14 protein-coding genes are annotated in these 11997 nt (G+C 62.8%); 9 read left to right on the top strand and 5 right to left on the bottom strand.

All coding sequences use genetic code 11. The features are described 5' to 3' along the window. The first annotated feature begins 82 nt into the window (after nucleotides 1-82). Both FJW04_RS25920 and FJW04_RS25915 read left to right on the top strand, forming a co-directional pair. Complete coding sequence (locus tag FJW04_RS25920; RefSeq protein WP_140717532.1) at nucleotides 83-1291, top strand: acyltransferase; 1209 nt, start codon at nucleotides 83-85, stop codon at nucleotides 1289-1291. A gap of 234 nt (nucleotides 1292-1525) precedes the next feature. Continuing rightward, nucleotides 1526-2584, top strand: a complete 1059-nt coding sequence (locus tag FJW04_RS25915; RefSeq protein WP_140717530.1) for a glycerophosphodiester phosphodiesterase family protein — start codon at nucleotides 1526-1528, stop codon at nucleotides 2582-2584. A 67-nt stretch (nucleotides 2585-2651) separates the two neighbouring features. On the opposite strand, the gene rpsI is transcribed toward FJW04_RS25915, so the two are convergent. The 3 genes from rpsI to FJW04_RS25900 all read right to left on the bottom strand — a co-directional run bounded on the left by rpsI (nucleotide 2652) and on the right by FJW04_RS25900 (nucleotide 4280). Next, nucleotides 2652-3134, bottom strand: a complete 483-nt coding sequence (gene rpsI / locus FJW04_RS25910; RefSeq protein ID WP_140717528.1) for a 30S ribosomal protein S9 — start codon at nucleotides 3132-3134, stop codon at nucleotides 2652-2654. Nucleotide 3135: 1 nt separating this feature from the next. Next, complete coding sequence (gene rplM / locus FJW04_RS25905) at nucleotides 3136-3600, bottom strand: 50S ribosomal protein L13 (RefSeq protein WP_010915638.1); 465 nt, start codon at nucleotides 3598-3600, stop codon at nucleotides 3136-3138. Between the two features lie 215 nt (nucleotides 3601-3815). Then, the gene (locus FJW04_RS25900) at nucleotides 3816-4280 is read right to left on the bottom strand and encodes a PaaI family thioesterase (protein WP_140661962.1); all 465 of its coding nucleotides are present in this window, start codon (nucleotides 4278-4280) and stop codon (nucleotides 3816-3818) included. A gap of 154 nt (nucleotides 4281-4434) precedes the next feature. On the opposite strand from FJW04_RS25900, the gene FJW04_RS25895 reads away from it, so the two are divergent. The 6 genes from FJW04_RS25895 to FJW04_RS25870 all read left to right on the top strand — a co-directional run bounded on the left by FJW04_RS25895 (nucleotide 4435) and on the right by FJW04_RS25870 (nucleotide 8776). After that, nucleotides 4435-5259, top strand: coding sequence for an enoyl-CoA hydratase (locus tag FJW04_RS25895; protein ID WP_140717526.1), 825 nt, complete (start codon nucleotides 4435-4437; stop codon nucleotides 5257-5259). A 4-nt stretch (nucleotides 5260-5263) separates the two neighbouring features. Further along, nucleotides 5264-5686 carry a VOC family protein gene (locus FJW04_RS25890; protein ID WP_140717524.1) on the top strand — a complete coding sequence of 141 codons (423 nt, stop codon included), beginning with the start codon at nucleotides 5264-5266 and terminating at the stop codon, nucleotides 5684-5686. Further along, on the top strand, nucleotides 5686-6468 hold the full coding sequence (locus FJW04_RS25885; RefSeq protein ID WP_140717522.1) for an AAA family ATPase: 783 nt from the start codon (nucleotides 5686-5688) through the stop codon (nucleotides 6466-6468). Before FJW04_RS25890 ends, FJW04_RS25885 begins: the two co-directional genes overlap by 1 nt. Further along, the gene (locus FJW04_RS25880) at nucleotides 6465-6986 is read left to right on the top strand and encodes a CoA-binding protein (protein WP_140617029.1); all 522 of its coding nucleotides are present in this window, start codon (nucleotides 6465-6467) and stop codon (nucleotides 6984-6986) included. The genes FJW04_RS25885 and FJW04_RS25880 overlap by 4 nt, the downstream gene beginning before the upstream one ends. Before the next feature lie 158 nt (nucleotides 6987-7144). Beyond that, on the top strand, nucleotides 7145-8425 hold the full coding sequence (locus FJW04_RS25875; protein WP_023773229.1) for an O-acetylhomoserine aminocarboxypropyltransferase: 1281 nt from the start codon (nucleotides 7145-7147) through the stop codon (nucleotides 8423-8425). Between the two features lie 6 nt (nucleotides 8426-8431). Then, nucleotides 8432-8776, top strand: a complete 345-nt coding sequence (locus FJW04_RS25870; protein WP_140717520.1) for a cupin domain-containing protein — start codon at nucleotides 8432-8434, stop codon at nucleotides 8774-8776. 50 nt (nucleotides 8777-8826) lie between these two features. Here the strand turns inward: FJW04_RS25870 and FJW04_RS25865 are convergent, their stop codons facing one another. After that, complete coding sequence (locus tag FJW04_RS25865; protein ID WP_140717518.1) at nucleotides 8827-10077, bottom strand: cytochrome P450; 1251 nt, start codon at nucleotides 10075-10077, stop codon at nucleotides 8827-8829. Nucleotides 10078-10181: 104 nt separating this feature from the next. Between FJW04_RS25865 and FJW04_RS25860 the strand changes: the two genes are divergently transcribed. After that, nucleotides 10182-11285, top strand: a complete 1104-nt coding sequence (locus FJW04_RS25860) for an FAD-dependent oxidoreductase (protein WP_140717516.1) — start codon at nucleotides 10182-10184, stop codon at nucleotides 11283-11285. A gap of 2 nt (nucleotides 11286-11287) precedes the next feature. Here FJW04_RS25860 and FJW04_RS25855 read toward each other — a convergent pair whose 3' ends face one another. After that, nucleotides 11288-11881 carry a hypothetical protein gene (locus tag FJW04_RS25855; RefSeq protein WP_140717514.1) on the bottom strand — a complete coding sequence of 198 codons (594 nt, stop codon included), beginning with the start codon at nucleotides 11879-11881 and terminating at the stop codon, nucleotides 11288-11290. Nucleotides 11882-11997 lie beyond the last annotated feature (116 nt).

The raw sequence follows: 11997 nt of genomic DNA, 5'->3' as shown, positions 1-11997 counted from the left end.
CGGCATGGAAGATGCCAGTCACGGCTTGGGGAGACGAAAGCGCGCCGCCCGGGTGCCACGGCAAGACAGGACTTGTATCATCATGACGCAGACCGCGTTTCTTAATCCGTCGGATGCCGTGGTGTCGACCCACACCGGTACGATCGCCGGCGATCGGTTCCGGGTTCTCGATTCGTGGCGCGGCATCTGCGCGCTGCTGGTGGCGCTGTTTCATTTCCCGACCGCCTCGACGATCTCGCAGAGCAGCTTCATCGGTTCGTCCTATCTCTTCGTCGACTTCTTCTTCGTCCTTTCCGGCTTCGTCATCGCCTCCAGCTATGCCGATCGGCTCGGCCGCACTCAGGAGGTCTGCCGCTTCGTGCTAGTCCGTTTCGGCCGCATCTATCCGCTGCATCTGGTCATGCTTGCCGCCTTTGCCGCCTTCGAGCTGCTGCGGCTCGTGCTGCCGCAGCTGCATGGCACGGGCGCTGCTCCTTTCACCGGTGGCTTCGACCTCAGGAGCTTGGCTGCCAATCTCCTTTTGCTGCAAGGTGTCGGCTTCGAGGATCGGTTGACCTGGAACGCCCCGAGCTGGAGCATCTCGGCCGAGTTCTTTGCCTATCTCCTGTTTGCCGGGGTGGTCTTCGTCGCCGGCGCGCGCGCCTGGATATGGTTGGTCGCCGCCGCTGTCACCGCGCCGCTGTTCCTGCTCGGCTTCTCCACGCATCATATGGATGTGTCCTATGATTTCGGCTTCATCCGCTGCCTCTACGGCTTCTCGCTGGGCGCCCTGCTGGCCTGGTTTCAGCATGATTCCATTGCAGGAGCGCGACAGGTTCTGGCCGCAAACGGCCCGAGGATGAGCTGGACTGTTGCCGAAATCGTCATGGTGGTCGTCATCGCTCTCTTTGTCTCGCTGGCGGGCGACAATGACGCCGGCATTGCCGCGCCCCTGGTGTTCGCCTTGGCGCTGTTTCTCTTCGCTCATGAAGGCGGCTGGATCAGCGCGTTGCTGAGGACGCCGTTCATGCTGACGCTCGGCGCGCTGTCCTATTCGATCTACATGGTCCACATCTTCGTTCAGGCGCGCCTGATCAATGTCGCCGGGCTGGTCGAGCGCAAACTCGGCCTCGGCCTGGTTGGCGACATCGTGCTGCGTGGCGAGCCCGCGACCGGCTTTGGCGCCGGCTGGACGGGGACCGTGGCGATCGTCGTCATGTTCGCCGCCACCATCGCCGTGTCGTGGTTGACATGGCGCCTGGTCGAAATGCCTGCGATGGCCTGGTTCCGCCGGCTGTCGAAGCGCATCTGACCCGCATCGCCATCCAACCGCTAATGCATGTCGCCCAAAGTGAGCTCGGTTTGGGCAAGACGACATGCATAAAATCAGGAGCTTACAGCGGGTCGGGCGAAGCCGATTCGCCGCGACGCTGTAAAGCGCGTCGCCTGAATCCGTTTCGACGCGACGCGCTTTAGCCGGCTTCGTTCACCGGGATGTCACCGATGTCGCCTATCCCCGGCTCGATCCGGCAAGGAGCGATTCTCGATGCGGACGATCTGGCTGAGCCTTCTGCTTTCCACGGCGCTTTCCGCCGCTTCCGGTCAAGCCTTGGCCGGCGAAACCCGCGCCAGGGAGATCCTCGACCGCTTCGAACATGCCAACCAGTGGCGCGACCATGTCATGGTGGCCGCCCATCGCGCCGGCAGCATGCACGCCGGCAAGACGCTCTATGCGGAAAATTCGCTTGCCGCCGTGGAAGGCTCGATCGCGATCGGCGCCGAAATCGTCGAGGTCGACATCCGGCGCTCGAAGGACGGCGCGTTCATCGTCATGCATGACAGCTGGCTCGACCGCACGACCACCTGCAAGGGCGAGGTCATCAACTACACGCTGGCCGAGTTGAAGAGATGCCGGCTGATGATCGAGGGTACCCATGCCGTCACGAACGAGACCGTCTCGACATTGCGCGAGATGCTGATGGCGACACGGGACAGAATCCTCATCAATCTCGACAACAAGCTCGAAGTCGGCGACCTCCCGGGCATGATTGCGATAGCGCGCGAACTCGGCATGGCCGAGCAAGTCATCGTCAAGGAAAACCTTTGGGACCAGAACAGGATCAGCACGGTGAAGGCGGCCATGACTGCCGCAGGCGGTGGCTTCCAGTTCATGCCGATCATCGCCGATGACGCGGTCCATGATGCGGGCTTCGCCTCGACGGTCGACCACGCTTTCGCGCCGCGCGCGATCGAACTGATCAACTGGCGGGCGGGCGCCGAGACGCTGACCGAAACCGGCGGGCCGCTGTTCAGCACGCGCATGCGCGCCGAGGCGGTAAGGGGCGACTGGCACATCTGGGCCGACACCTATGCCATCGTCAACAAACCAGGCGGCTTCCTCGCCGGCGGCCGTGGCGACGAACTGGCGGTCCAGGCCAGCCTGCCGCGCGAAGCCTGGGGCTTCTGGGCCGATCGTGGCGCCACCATCATCCAGACCGACGAGCCGAAAGCGGCGATCGGCTGGCTGGCGGCGAATGGTTATCGGGTGCCCTATGCCGGCACGAGCGAACGCATCGAGCCAGCCGCGACCGCCAGCATCAATTGATCCGCCGCGTCCAAGCAAAAAGGCCGCTCGGAGGCGGCCTTTTCGATTGTCCGAAAATTCGAAACGGTTAGCGCTTCGAGAACTGGAAGGAACGGCGAGCCTTTGCCTTGCCGTACTTCTTGCGCTCGACGACGCGGCTGTCGCGGGTCAGGAAGCCGCCCTTTTTGAGCACGGCGCGCAACGCCGGCTCGTAATAGGTCAGCGCCCTCGAGATGCCGTGACGCACCGCGCCGGCCTGGCCGGAAAGCCCGCCGCCGACGACGGTGGCGATGATGTCGTACTGGCCCGAGCGGTTGGACGCGATGATCGGCTGGTTGAGGATCATCTGCAGGACCGGACGCGCGAAATAGGTCGCGAATTCCTTGTCGTTGACGACGATCTTGCCGGAACCCGGCTTCACCCAGACGCGCGCGATGGCGTTCTTGCGCTTGCCGGTGGCGTAGGCGCGGCCCGACTTGTCGAGCTTCTGGACGTGGACGGGGGCGGCGGCCTGCGTGTTGGTGTTGCCGGTGGCGGCGCCCAGTTCTGCGAGCGAGGAAAGCTCAGCCATCTTATGCGACCTTCTTGTTCTTGGAATTCAGCTTGGCCACGTCGAGGACTTCTGGCTGCTGGGCGACATGCGGATGCTCGGCACCTGCATAGACGCGCAGGTTCTTCATCTGGCGGCGGCCGAGCGGGCCACGCGGAACCATGCGCTCAACGGCCTTCTCGACGACACGCTCGGGGAAACGGCCCTCGAGCAGCTGACGCGCGGTGCGCTCCTTGATGCCGCCGGGGTGGCCGGTGTGCCAGTAATAGACCTTGTCGGTGAACTTCTTGCCGGTGAATACCACCTTGTCGGCATTGATGACGATGACATTGTCGCCGTCGTCGACATGCGGGGTGAAGGTCGGCTTGTGCTTGCCGCGAAGATGATTGGCGATGACAGTGGCGAGACGGCCGACGACGAGACCCTCGGCGTCGATCAGGATCCACTTCTTCACCACATCCGCAGGCTTCTGCGAAAAGGTTGTCATGTTTTCTGCTCTCGGTTCTGACCTTCGGGAGTGAAGGCGTTTCTTGTTGCTTGGATTGGCGAAAGACGCTTGTCATCAGCCAATAACAAAACGGCGGCCTTTGCGGGCCGCTGCTTCGTGAAGGCTTATAGGCGAGCGGAGTAACTGCGTCAAGGTAGCGGAAAAGTCCTGTAGCGCAGAAAAGGCTGTAGAAACAGCATGTTGGACTAAAGGTATTATTTTACCACATTGGCGGCGCGCTGCGGCGGGATCGAGTAGGTGCCCGTGGCATGCGCGATCGTGTGTCCTTCCGGGCCGGCGACGATGTCAATGTCGAACACCATCAGGCTCTTGCCGAGCTTCAGGATGCGGCAATGGCCATCGATCGGCCCGGCTTCGGCCTTGCGCACGAAGTTGATGTTGAGGTTGGTGGTGACCGAGAGCGCATCCGGCCCGGCATGGCTGAGCACGCAGACATAGCCGCCAATGTCGGCCAGCGTGAACAGGGCAGGGCCGGACACCGTGCCGCCGGGACGCAAATGCCGTTCACCGGCATTGAGCCGTACGATGCAGCCGCCTGGAAACACGTCGATCGCCTCGTAGGCGGCGGCACTCTCGTTGAGTTGGGGAAAGACGGTTTCCATTAACAAATTGATCTGCGTTGCGGTCAGCACCGGCTTGAGGTTGGTCTGGGCGGGCATATCGGTCTCTCGTTCTGCGCCAAGCCTGTATGGGCGCAGCCGGGTGTTTCTGGCAACATATACATCATGCTGGCGCAAGCGATGGGTGTTGGACGAAACCCGATCCGATATTAGATACTCTGCCGGCACCACCGGAATCGCGGAGACCTTAGCCATGGCCGAAATCCTTGCCATCAAGCCTGCTGCCGCCGACGAGGGCCCGGTCACGACAAGACGGGAGAAGGGCGTGCTGCGCCTGACGCTCGCCAATCCACCCGCCAATGCCCTGTCGCTTTCGGTGATGGCGGCGCTCGTGGCGGAGTTGGAACGCGCCAAGGCGGACAAGGCCGTTCGCGTTATTGTGCTGTCGGCGGCCGGCAAGGTGTTCTGCGCCGGTCACGACCTCAAGGAAATGACCGCGCGGCGTGCCGATGCCGATCGCGGCAAGGCCTTCTTCGAAGAGACCTTTGCCGCTTGCGCCATGCTGATGCAGACGATCGTGCGCCATCCCTTGCCTGTCATCGCCGAGGTGGACGGCCTGGCGACAGCCGCCGGCCTGCAATTGGTCGCCAGCTGCGACCTGGCGATCGCCTCGCATGAGGCGACCTTCTGCACGCCTGGCGTCAACATCGGCCTGTTCTGCTCGACGCCGATGGTTGCGCTGTCGCGCAACGTCTCGCGCAAGCAGGCGATGGAGATGCTCTTGACCGGCGAGACGATCGACGCCGCGACCGCCAAGGAATTCGGCCTCGTGAACCGCGTCGTGCCGCGCGAGTACCTGAATCAGATTGTCACCAAATACGCGCAAGCCATTGCTTCCAAATCCTCTTTGGTGATCAAGACCGGCAAGGAAGCTTTTTACGCGCAGGCCGAGATGGGCTTGGCCGATGCCTATGCCTATACCGGCCGCGTCATGGTCGAGAACATGCTGGCGCGGGACGCGGAAGAGGGCATCGGCGCTTTCATCGGCAAGCGCAAGCCGGAATGGACGGACGAATAGGATCATGGAACCGCGCATTTCCATCATCACCATCGCCACCGAAGATCTGGATCGCGCCGTGCGCTTCTACGAGGCGATGGGTCTGAAGCGCCACGCGGGGATCACCGACGGTGTCGCCTTCTTCCAGATGGGCGGCGCGATCCTCGGCCTGTTCCCGCGCCCCAGCGCCGAGGAGGACTCCGGTATCACCTTCGCCCAGGCGCCCTCGGCCGTCTATCTCGCCTACAACACCCGCTCCGATGCCGAGGTCGACGAAGTGCTGGCGCAGGCGGAAAAGGCCGGCGGGCGCATCATCAAGCCGGCCGGCCGCGCCTTCTGGGGCGGCTGGTATGGGTACTTCGCCGATGCCGACGGGCATGTTTGGGAGGTGGCTCATAACCCGGCCTTTCCGATCGCGGACGACGGCACGATTTCGCTGCCTGATTGATGGCCTACCGCAAGCAACTGACACGGCTCAAGGCACCGTACCTCAAACGGATTTTGCTCGACCGGGAGCGGGTTACGGACTGGGAAAAGTATCCGTGGAACCTGCCGCTGTTTCGCGGCCACGCGTTCGAGCTGGAATTGACCACGCCCATCACCATCATCGTCGGCGAGAACGGCACCGGTAAATCCACGCTGCTCGAGGCGATTGGGGCGCTGGCCGGCTATGACGAAGCGGGCGGCGGCAAGGGTTACCGGCCCGTCGACCATTCCGTCGCCATCGACAAGAGTGGTGCTGCGCTGGCAAACACCTTCCGTGGGCACTGGTTGCCAAAAGTCACTGCCGGCTGGTTCTTTCGCGCCGAATCCTTCTACTCGGTGGCCCGCTACCTCGACCAGGCAGCGCTGGAAGATCCGTTCAAGCCACCGCCGCCGGATTTCCTGTCCTGGTCGCATGGAGAAGGCTTCATCCGCTTCTTCGAGGAGCGCTGCCGCAGGCAAGGCATCTATATTCTCGACGAGCCCGAGAGCGCGCTTTCGCCGACGCGCCAGATCGAATTGCTGAAGATGCTGCGGCGCATGGACCAATCGGGCACCGCGCAGGTGATCATGGCGACCCATTCGCCGCTGTTGATGGCCTGTCCCGGCGCGCAACTGTTCCGCATCAGCCGCTTTGGGCTCGAGCCTGCCGACTTTCGTGACACGGACCACTTCCGCATGCTGCGCGATTTCAGCAATGACCCGGATGGTTTTCTCGCCGAGGCGTTGTATGAGGACGAGACATGAATCACGATAGCTACGACAACACCTATATCGGTGGCATCCTCAATTCGGTGAAGTCGATCGCCATGGTCGGGGCGTCGGCCAATGATGTCAGGCCGAGCTATTTCGTCCTGAAATACCTGCTGGCCAAGGGGTTTTCGGTGTTCCCGATCAATCCTGGCCAGGCCGGCAAGGAAATCCTCGGCCGAATGACCTATGCCAGGCTGGCCGACATACCAGAGCCGATCGACATGGTCGATATTTTCCGCAATGCCGCGGCGGTCCCCGGCATCGTCGACGAGGTGTTGCAACTCGATCCCTTGCCGAAAGTCATCTGGATGCAGCTTGCCGTGCGCCATGACGAGGCAGCCGCCCGTGCCGAAGCGGCCGGCATCAAGGTGGTGATGAACCGCTGCCCCAAGATCGAGTATGGCAAGCTCTCCGGCGAGATCGGCTGGACCGGCGTCAATTCCGGCGTGCTGTCGTCCAAGAAGCCGCTGATGCGCCAGGGTTTTCAGAGTTTCGGCGTGCGCCAGAAATAGGCGCGGCGCAGAGGCGCAAAAAATTATTCCGCGGAACGCCGCATTATCCTGCGGTGTGATCGAAGGATCGGCGCCGAAAGGTATTTTCTTCTTTGCATTCGCACGTCGCCTTCGCCAAGAATGCGCGGCCAATTTAGGAAGTTCACAGGGAGGTTTCAGTGACCCGTTCGCCAGGTTTCAACACGCTCGCCGTCCATGCCGGCGCCAAGCCCGATCCGGCCACCGGCGCGCGCGCCACGCCGATCTACCAGACGACCTCCTTTGTTTTCGATGACGCCGACCACGCCGCTTCGCTGTTCGGGCTAAAAGCTTTCGGCAACATCTACACCCGCATCATGAACCCGACCCAGGCAGTGCTCGAAGAACGCGTCGCGGCCCTCGAGGGCGGCACGGCCGCCCTTGCGGTCGCTTCCGGCCATGCCGCGCAGGTCATCGTGTTCCACAATCTGATGCAGCCCGGTGACAATTTCGTCGCCGCCAACAAGCTTTACGGTGGTTCGATCAACCAGTTCGGCCATGCCTTCAAGAATTATGGCTGGGAGGTGCGCTGGGCCGAAACCAACGACATCTCGACCTTCGAGAGCCAGATCGACGACAGGACGAAGGCGATCTTCATCGAGAGCCTGGCCAATCCGGGCGGCACCTTCGTCGATATCGAGAAGATCGGCGACATCGCCCGCAAGCACGGCCTGCCGCTGATCGTCGACAACACGCTGGCCTCGCCCTATCTGATCCGGCCGATCGAGCATGGCGCCGACATCGTCGTCCACTCGCTGACCAAGTTCATGGGCGGCCACGGCAATTCGATTGGCGGCGTCATTGTCGACGGCGGCACCTTCGACTGGTCGAAGTCGGGCAAATACCCGATGCTGTCGGAACCGCGCCCCGAATATGGCGGCCTCGTGCTGCACGAGACCTTCGGCAATTTCGCTTTTGCCATCGCCGCGCGCGTGCTCGGTCTGCGCGATCTCGGCCCGGCGATCTCGCCGTTCAATGCCTTCCTTATCCTGACCGGCCTCGAGACCTTGCCGCTGCGCATGCAGCGTCATTGCGACAATGCGATCACGGTCGCCGGCTGGCTGTCCAACCACCCCAAGGTCGCCTGGGTGAATTATCCCGGCCTGCCCAGCGACAAGAACAACGCGCTGCAGAAGAAATATTCGCCGCTGGGCTCCGGCGCCGTGTTCACCTTCGGCCTCAAGGGCGGCTACGAGGCGGGCATCAAATTCGTCGAGGCACTCGAACTGTTCTCGCACCTGGCCAATGTCGGCGACACCAAGTCGCTGGTCATCCACCCGGCATCGACCACGCACCGCCAGCTTTCCGACGAACAGAAGGTCAAGGCTGGTGCCGGACCCGACACGGTGCGGCTGTCCATCGGCATCGAGGATGTCACCGACATCGTCGCCGACCTCGAACAGGCGCTCGCCAAGGTCTGACCTGATATGACCGCGTTTCTTTCCGTCGACACCAAAGTCGTCGAACCCGAATCCGGCGCGCCGGCGCCGGATCGCCTGATCTCGGGCGATCCGAAATTCCGCACCTGGAATGTCGAGGAGCGCGACGGCGGCCTCTATGCCGGCATCTGGGAATCGACCCCGGGCAAGTGGCGCATCGTCTATGAAGAATGGGAGTTCTGCCACATTCTCTCAGGTGTTTCGGTAATCGCCGAAGAGGGCGGCGAAGCGCGCACCGTCAAAGCCGGTGACAGCTTCGTGCTGCGGCCGGGCTTCAAGGGAAGCTGGGAAGTGCTTGAAACGACTCGCAAGGAGTATGTGACCAAGCTTTGAAGCTTGATCACATATCGAGAATCCGATCGGATTTCCCGGCAGCTCGCTAGCTAGAAATCGACGGCAAGTCGCTCCAGCCCATGGAAGTGGTAAGTGTCGCGGAAGCGTGGCTGTTCGGCGAGATGCAGTTGCGGGTGCCGCTCGAACAAGGTCCTCAGCGAAACCTGCAGTTCGAGGCGGGCCAGCGGCGCACCGATGCAGAAATGGATACCGGCGCCGAATGATACATTCTTCTGGTCGGTGCGCTCCGGCCGGAAGGCCCGCGGTTCGGCGAAGGCGTGCGGATCGTGATTGGCCATGCCAAGCAGAAGTCCGATCGTCTGGCCCGGCCGCACGACGATGCCGGGCGCGATTTCGATTTCGTCGTAGGCATAGCGCATGAACATGTGCAGCGGCGCGTCGAAACGAAGGCATTCCTCGACCGTTGCTGCCGTCACTTCGGGCGAGGTAAAGAAGCGGCGCGGGTCGCCGCCTTGTGCCAGGATGGAGTGGATGGCATTGCCGGTCTGGTGCACGGTTGCTTCGTGGCCGGCGTTGAGCAGCAGGATGGCCGAGGAGACCAGCTCGTCCTCTGACAGTTTCTGGTCGTCCTCCTGGGCCGAGATCAGCAGCGACAGCAGGTCATCGCCCGGCTTCTTGCGCCGTTCGGTCACGTAGCCGCGCAGGAAATCGGAAAATTCGCCCGCGGCACGGTTGGCCGTCTCCTCGGTCTCACGGGTGCGGCCGTGGATATACATGGCGACCATTTGATGCGACCAGTCGAGCAGTCGCGGCCCCATCTCCACCGGCACGCCAAGCATTTCGGCGATGATGGTGATTGGCAGCGGGGAGGCGAAGGCCGGCAGGAGGTCGACGGCCTTGCCAGGTTCGAAACGATCGATCAATTCGTTGGCGAGCGCCTCGACGCGCGGCCGTAACCGTTCGACCTGACGGGAGACGAAAGCCCGGTTGACCAGTGTTCTCAGCCGCGTATGGACCGGTGGCTCCAGCTCGAGCATCGAATTGGCTTCGATGCCGTCGAATGCCTTGAGATGGGTCCTGTCTTGTCCGACACCGCGGCTGTCGGGGATGCCGGCCGGGTTCTGGCGGCCGAAACGGCGGTCGCGCAACAGCCGGTTGACGTCGCCGAAGCCGCCAAAGCACCAGAAGCCGAACTCTTCCCAGAAAAACGCATTCGAGGCTTCGTGCAGGAAGCCGTAGGCCTCGTAAGGGTTCAGGAAGAAAGCCGGTTCGCGCGGGTCGAGTCTGAGCTGGCGAGTGGCTGGATCAAAGGCCAGATAGGAGAGCGTCGATTTGGTCATGCCAGACCCATAGCGCGGCTTGCCAGCCCGGTTCCAGACCGTATGTTGCGTCCGACAGCCCGATGCATTGAGCCAGGCAGTAGGGTTGCGGAAGGTCTGAACGGATGAATGTGATCGTTGTCGGCGCGGGTATCGCCGGTCTGTCCACGGCGTGGTCGCTGGTCAAGGCGGGCCACGCCGTGTCGGTTGTCGAGCAGGGGCCGATCCCCAATCCGCTGGCGGCATCGGGCGACCATCACCGCATCATCCGCCGCGCCTACCGCGCTGGAACCGGCTATGGGCTGCTGATCACCGAAGCCTACGAGGCCTGGGACGAGATGTGGGCCGATCTCGGCGAGAACCACCTCGACGCGCGGGGCTTCGTCTGCGTTTCGCGCGAGCCCGGCGACGAGGCCGAGGAATACCGCGAGGGCCTGGAAGAGGGAAAATTCCCTTTCGAATTGCTGGGACCGGAGGCAGCCGTCGAGCGCTGGCCGTTCCTTGAGGCCGGCTCGTTCCGCTACGCCTATTTTTCGCCCGAGGGCGGCGCGCTGCATTGCCGCAAAATAGCGGCCGGGCTGGCCAAATGGCTGCGTGCCAATGGAGCCAACGTCTACGAGCACAGCAAGGTGACGGAGATCGATGCCGAGGCCGGCCATATCGTGCTCGAATCCGGCGAGACGATGCAGGCCGACCGCATCGTCGTTGCCGCTGGCGCCTGGGTGCTGAAACTATTCCCCGAACTCGGCGGCGAATTGAAGACCTTTCGCACCGCGCTCGCCTATGTCGAGCCGCCGGCCGATCTCAAGGCCGCTTGGGAGGCGGCGCCCGTCATTCTCGATGTCGGCGGCACGACCGACGGCTATATGATCCCGCTTACGCGGGGCGCCGGCATGAAATTCGGCTCGGGCCTGCACAAGGTGCCGACCAGCGACGCCGACTGGAACCGCGAGCCGGTGCCCGGCGAGGGCGAGGCGATCCGCAACCTGTTTTCGCCGCCGATCGCCCGCATCGAGGAGTACAAGGTGACCGAAGTGGTCACCTGCGCCTACACGTTCACCGATGACGAGAAATTCCTGGCGCATGAGACCGGCAAGTGCCTGGTCGTCTCGGCGTGCTCGGGTCACGGCTACAAGTTCGGCGCGGCGGTCGGGCGTCGTGTGGCCAAAACCATTGGCGATGGCGATGTCGTCGGTCTTAAGGCCTGGCTGCGGGCCGAGGTGGCCTAAGCCTAGTCCTGGCAGTGCCTTGGAATATGCACCCGCCGCCAGCCGGATGAGCCTTCGCGCACCAGCACGCGGCGCGGGACGGTCTGGTACGCGGCGGGAATATCGATGACGCGCCTTTGCTCGGGCCGCACCAGCACCTCCTCGGCGATGCTGTCATATTGCGCCGGAATGACGACGCGCCGCGTGCGCTCGGGCTGGATCACCACCGTCTCGGCGACGCGTTCAAAGCGTGCCTTGTGCCAAACCTTGCACAACACGCGGCGGCCATGGATGACGCGCCATTCCCAGGAATAGCCGCCGCCATCGACCCTGACGGTGTGATAGACGGTCCTGGTGGCCGCAGGCACCACCTCATACCGAACCTGGGCCGGCACAGTCATCACCACTCGCTCGCGCGTGCCATAGATCGGCGGATCATAGTCGACGATCTGCTGGCCGGGAGGGCTGACCATGACGTCTTCGTAGACGGTGTCGTAAACGGCCGGTGTGTGGACGGGCTCGTAGCATTCGACGGCGCGACCACCGGCCGCCGTTTGCGAAATCGAGCCGAGCATGGTCATCCCTGCAATGGTGAAGCATGCGGTTTTCCCGGACATGGCACTCCCCGTCTGAACTGTAGGCACAAGTTCAACGTTGAATTGTAGGGGAAGCCGTTGCGGAGAAAAGCGGTTTTGGCGCATTTCGTTAAGTGACGAGGTTAAGAAACTGCTAC

It is taken from the genome of Mesorhizobium sp. B2-7-3 (assembly GCF_006440715.1).
In the GTDB taxonomy this organism is placed as follows: domain Bacteria; phylum Pseudomonadota; class Alphaproteobacteria; order Rhizobiales; family Rhizobiaceae; genus Mesorhizobium; species Mesorhizobium australicum.
Note: the sequence above shows the minus strand (reverse complement) of the source record. Positions and strands in the feature narration are given on the sequence as shown.

Excerpts from the sequence above, each read along its gene's own strand:
- FJW04_RS25915 (WP_140717530.1), top strand. The coding sequence starts at position 1,526 with ATGCGGACGATCTGGCTGAGCCTTCTGCTTTCCACGGCGCTTTCCGCC.
- FJW04_RS25860 (WP_140717516.1), top strand. The coding sequence starts at position 10,182 with ATGAATGTGATCGTTGTCGGCGCGGGTATCGCCGGTCTGTCCACGGCG.
- FJW04_RS25885 (WP_140717522.1), top strand. The coding sequence starts at position 5,686 with ATGGCCTACCGCAAGCAACTGACACGGCTCAAGGCACCGTACCTCAAA.
- FJW04_RS25895 (WP_140717526.1), top strand. The coding sequence starts at position 4,435 with ATGGCCGAAATCCTTGCCATCAAGCCTGCTGCCGCCGACGAGGGCCCG.
- FJW04_RS25900 (WP_140661962.1), bottom strand. The coding sequence starts at position 4,280 with ATGCCCGCCCAGACCAACCTCAAGCCGGTGCTGACCGCAACGCAGATC.
- rpsI (WP_140717528.1), bottom strand. The coding sequence starts at position 3,134 with ATGGCTGAGCTTTCCTCGCTCGCAGAACTGGGCGCCGCCACCGGCAAC.
- FJW04_RS25870 (WP_140717520.1), top strand. The coding sequence starts at position 8,432 with ATGACCGCGTTTCTTTCCGTCGACACCAAAGTCGTCGAACCCGAATCC.
- FJW04_RS25855 (WP_140717514.1), bottom strand. The coding sequence starts at position 11,881 with ATGTCCGGGAAAACCGCATGCTTCACCATTGCAGGGATGACCATGCTC.
- FJW04_RS25865 (WP_140717518.1), bottom strand. The coding sequence starts at position 10,077 with ATGACCAAATCGACGCTCTCCTATCTGGCCTTTGATCCAGCCACTCGC.
- FJW04_RS25880 (WP_140617029.1), top strand. The coding sequence starts at position 6,465 with ATGAATCACGATAGCTACGACAACACCTATATCGGTGGCATCCTCAAT.
- rplM (WP_010915638.1), bottom strand. The coding sequence starts at position 3,600 with ATGACAACCTTTTCGCAGAAGCCTGCGGATGTGGTGAAGAAGTGGATC.
- FJW04_RS25890 (WP_140717524.1), top strand. The coding sequence starts at position 5,264 with ATGGAACCGCGCATTTCCATCATCACCATCGCCACCGAAGATCTGGAT.
- FJW04_RS25920 (WP_140717532.1), top strand. The coding sequence starts at position 83 with ATGACGCAGACCGCGTTTCTTAATCCGTCGGATGCCGTGGTGTCGACC.